This window comes from Cryomorphaceae bacterium (assembly GCA_007695365.1).
Classification (GTDB): domain Bacteria; phylum Bacteroidota; class Bacteroidia; order Flavobacteriales_D; family SKUL01; genus SKUL01.
In genome coordinates, this window is sequence record REDV01000004.1 from 1 (window position 1) to 4,028 (window position 4,028).

A 4,028-nucleotide genomic window follows, 5' to 3' on the forward strand; every position below is an offset into this window, starting at 1 on the left:
AAAAAAATCGGGTACATGTGAATGCGCCCGATTTCAACGTTAGGTGTTATTAGCCGAAGGTAGAGATGCGCAGCCGAACGATCATAGGGTTACAGCATGTTTAAATCCCTTGCGGCTTGATTTCATGCGGATGCCCTAAAGGATCTTAAATCAGCTCCTTCGTCACTATTCTGAAAGTTCTCCTTAGCTGTTCAGCATCACCGGCATCACAAGCATCAGCACATCGGTGTTCTCGTCGGTGCCCTGCGGGATGATAATACCTGCGCGGTTGGGTGCGCTCAGCTCAAGGCTTACTTCGTCAGCTTCAATGTTGTTGAGCATATCGAGCAGGAACTTGGAGTTGAATCCAATTTCCATATCGTCGCCCTCGTAACTACAGGTGAGGCGCTCATTAGCCTCGTTCTCGTAGTCGCGGTCTTCGGCTGAGATGTTGAGTTCGCTGCCCGAAATTCTAAACCGCACCTGGTGTGTGGTTTTGTTTGAGAAAATAGCCACGCGGCGCACTGAGTTCAGAAATGACCCCCTGTCTATGGTCATTACGTTGGGGTTCTCTTTAGGAATAACTGCCTCGTAATTGGGGTACTTGCCATCAATCAACCGCGAGATAAGCGTTACATTATCAAAAGTAAAACCTGCATTGGTTTGGTTGAAAGAAATCTTCACTTCCGCGTCAGTGCTGGAAAGAATGTTTTTCAGCAGGTTGAGCGGTTTTTTCGGCATGATGAATGAAGCTTCACTTTGTGCTTGGGCGTCAGTACGGGTATAGCGCACCAGCTTATGGGCGTCGGTTGCTACAAACCGCACGTGATCTTTGGATAGCTCAAAAAACATCCCTGACATCACCGGCCTCAAATCGTCATTTCCTGCTGCAAAGAGCGTAGTGTGGATGGCCTCGGCAAGAATGTCGGCGTTTAGATTCACTTCGGTAGGATCTTCAATAGAAGGATTCTTCGGAAACTCGTGTCCGTTCTGGCCGGTAAGACGGTACTTTCCTACATCCGACGAAATATCAATGGCAAAGGTTTTCGAATCCACACTGAACGACAACGGTTGCTCCGGGAAGGTTTTCAGCGCATCGAGCAATTTTTTGGCCGGAATGGCTATCAGGCCTTCGTCGCGTGCCTCCACTTCCATGGTTACAGTCATGGTGGTTTCCAGGTCCGAGGCTGTCAGTGTCAGTTTGTTGTCCGAGGTTTCGAACAGGAAATTATCCAGAATGGGAAGGGTGTTGGAAGTGTTAAGTACACCGCTGAGCAACTGTAGGTGCTTGAGCAAAGCAGTACTTGATACGATGAATTTCATGTCTTTGGTTTAACGTTGTTGTTCATCCTCCCGGGTCGTGTGGCACATGGTACACTGGAGCCTACCAACCGGCCGAGGGGTTACAAATATAGGGCTTTAGCACCGCTGCCCAAGGATGATTTATCCACAGTATCAACTCTGGTGTTTAAAACTCCAAATCGCCTGTAAATGTGTGCTTGGGGGTTAGAACTCCGTCCCAAACATAGCGCTGTGCCCTGAACAAATACTCGCCTTCCATGGTGCCGTACAAAATCTCGCGGTCAAAGGGAGCAAGGGTCTCGCCGTCGTCAAGGGTTTGACCCTCGGGTGGAGGCCGCAGGAACAACTTCACGTGCTTGTTCTTTTCCGGATTTTTGGCTTGCACGCGCACCTCAAGATGGGGGTTGAGAGCCAGAACAGAGTCAATCTGATGTTCCTCAAAGGCAAGATCCCAGGTTTCGCATGAAACACGCCTGAATTGCAGCAGGTAATCCTGCAGTGCCAAGGTGTCGAAGGACGGTACAGGAGTGTTGTCAGGGAGGCTGTACATTTTGAGTTTCGACGGGTCGCTCATATCCACCGCATACGACCATTCGGGGTGCACGTGGTTCCATACCTCCACACGCTCCATGTCCATTTTGGGATAGCGCAGGATGGTTCGGTCGCGCCAGTCCTTTTCGTCCACAAAAAACCGCGAGGTGAGGTAGCCGTAAAACCCTTTCATGGTCATTACGTAGGGGGTTTCCATTCTGCCTTTTTTAGGGAGCTCCAGCAGCATATAGGTGCCCTGCTGGTCGGGAGTCATGATACCTACATAGTAGGCTTTTATCAGCTTGTCTTTCTTGTCGAACACCTCCACGTAGCTGTGGCGCCCGGCCAACATCCGAATCACGTTTTCGCGGCTTCCCGACGAAACCGGGTGCTTGATTTCGAGTAGGTGCAGGGTTTTGAGAATAAGATCTATGCCGTCGCGCCGCGCGGGGTATTTGCCATTGATCATCCACGTTGGCGATTCGAGCCTCGACAAGCTGGCCGTTACCCCGTTGGCACTGGTAATGTCAATGCGTCCCACGGCTGAGGTGTCTGCAATGGCAAAATCAGCCGTAGTAAGCGGTGTTGCAGCAGAGCGGTCGTCCTGCATCAGGTACCACACAACGCCTACAATCACAAGGGCAAGCAATAAGAGTATCAGTGTTTTTTTCATGTTATGAGCTGTATTTTCGTCTGCGAATCATCCACTGCAAACCTCCCAGCAATACAATCAGCAATACGGGCAGTGCAATATTGAGCATCTGCCATTGGGTGCGTTCCGCCAGCAATCGCTCCTGGTCCAACTGCCGTAAACTGGTGTTGCGCGAGCGAATAGCGATGAGGCTGGCATCACCCAGCATATAGTTCATGGCATTTACCAGAAACTCGCGGTTTCCGTACATCTTGCGCCCGGCGTAGCGATCAAAGCCAAGGGGGTAAAACTGTTCGCGGGAGCGCCGAACTTCATTGCGGCCCACATCGCCGTCGGAAACCACAAGCATACGGGTAGGCGAGCTCTGCTCTTTAAAACCAAACTCCTCGTCCTTAACAAGAAGGGGTGAGATTCGGTTTTTGAACGATGATTCAAACTCACCTTCCAGCAGCACGGCCACCGGTTGATTCGGGCTATTGTTGTTTCCAAAGTCGGGGTTGATACGCACAATGTTCAAACTCACCCGCACCGGGCTGCGCATGATTCGGGTGTAAGGGGATGTGGTGAGCAGCACGGTTTTGCGCACATCTTTTCGCGGCAAGGTGTCGATGCTGCTTACAAACTCCATCACAATGGGGTCGAGGTTGCTCACAATGGGGTGATTCAGCTCCGGAATGATGAGGGGTTTGAAATACCAGGGGAAAAACTCCATTTGCTGCTGATTTCCCATGGGGCCTGTCATGATGCCGATGGGCGCGCAGGAGCGGTCAATGAGCAGGTTTTTGTTGATGCGCACGCCGTATTTAAACAGCATGTCGTCGAGGTTCAAATCGAGCGAAAGCGCCATGGTCATATCACGTCCTTCAAGGCTGTCCATGTGAGTCTGCATTCCGTCGAGCATCCACAGCACCTTGCCCCCGTGCATCACAAACTGGTCAATGATGTACTTGTCTTTGTCGCTGACGGGCTGCGTGGGCTTGGCCACAATAAGGGCTTCGTACTTGTTTTGGCGGTAGTTGGTTTCTCCTACGCGCTCGGTCAGAGCACTGATGTTGGAGTCTAGCCGGATCCGCTCAACCTTGTAAAAATCCCGAAGCGCGCGCGTCAGGTCGCCGGCTTCGAGCTCGTCGAGGGTTCCGTAGTCGTCCAGAAATGCCACACGCGGTTTTTCGGCACTGGTAAGCTGATAAAACACGTTCATTAATTCGTACTCCAGGTTGTTGATGGAGTTTTGAATCATTTCATTGGTAGGGAGCCGCTCCTGGCTTTTGAGTAACTGAAGGGGCAGCGATTTGAGTCGGTATGAAACCGAAGCCGAAGGGAAAATCACTTTCTCGCTCACACCGTCTTTTTCACGGATTTGCAGCGTGGTATAGCTCAAGCCCAAATCCACCAACTTTTGAAAGTTCTCGTTCCGGGTTTTTTCGTCGGCAACATCGGCCGGATTGATAAACTCAAACTCCAGATTACCAGTGCTGTATGCACGCATCTCGTAGAGCTTCTCGCGGGTGGCCTGCTCTAACTTTTTGAACATGGCCGGATAATCGCCTTTCAGGTAAACCTT

The 4,028-nt window shown here is 51.0% G+C and carries 3 protein-coding genes; all 3 read right to left on the reverse strand.

The window, feature by feature from the left end; genetic code table 11:
• Positions 1 to 183 precede the first annotated feature (183 nt).
• Complete coding sequence (dnaN, locus tag EA392_00060) at positions 184 to 1,302, reverse strand: DNA polymerase III subunit beta (protein TVR42750.1); 1,119 nt, start codon at positions 1,300 to 1,302, stop codon at positions 184 to 186.
• A gap of 145 nt (positions 1,303 to 1,447) precedes the next feature.
• Positions 1,448 to 2,485: a hypothetical protein gene (locus tag EA392_00065; GenBank protein TVR42751.1), complete on the reverse strand. Its 1,038-nt coding sequence runs from the start codon at positions 2,483 to 2,485 to the stop codon at positions 1,448 to 1,450.
• Between the two features lies 1 nt (position 2,486).
• The coding region (gldG, locus tag EA392_00070) for a gliding motility-associated ABC transporter substrate-binding protein GldG (GenBank protein TVR42752.1) at positions 2,487 to 4,028 on the reverse strand (1,542 nt) is incomplete at its 5' end.

Coding starts and splice junctions, on each gene's coding strand:
- dnaN (TVR42750.1), bottom strand. CDS start 1,302: ATGAAATTCATCGTATCAAGTACTGCTTTGCTCAAGCACCTACAGTTG.
- EA392_00065 (TVR42751.1), bottom strand. CDS start 2,485: ATGAAAAAAACACTGATACTCTTATTGCTTGCCCTTGTGATTGTAGGC.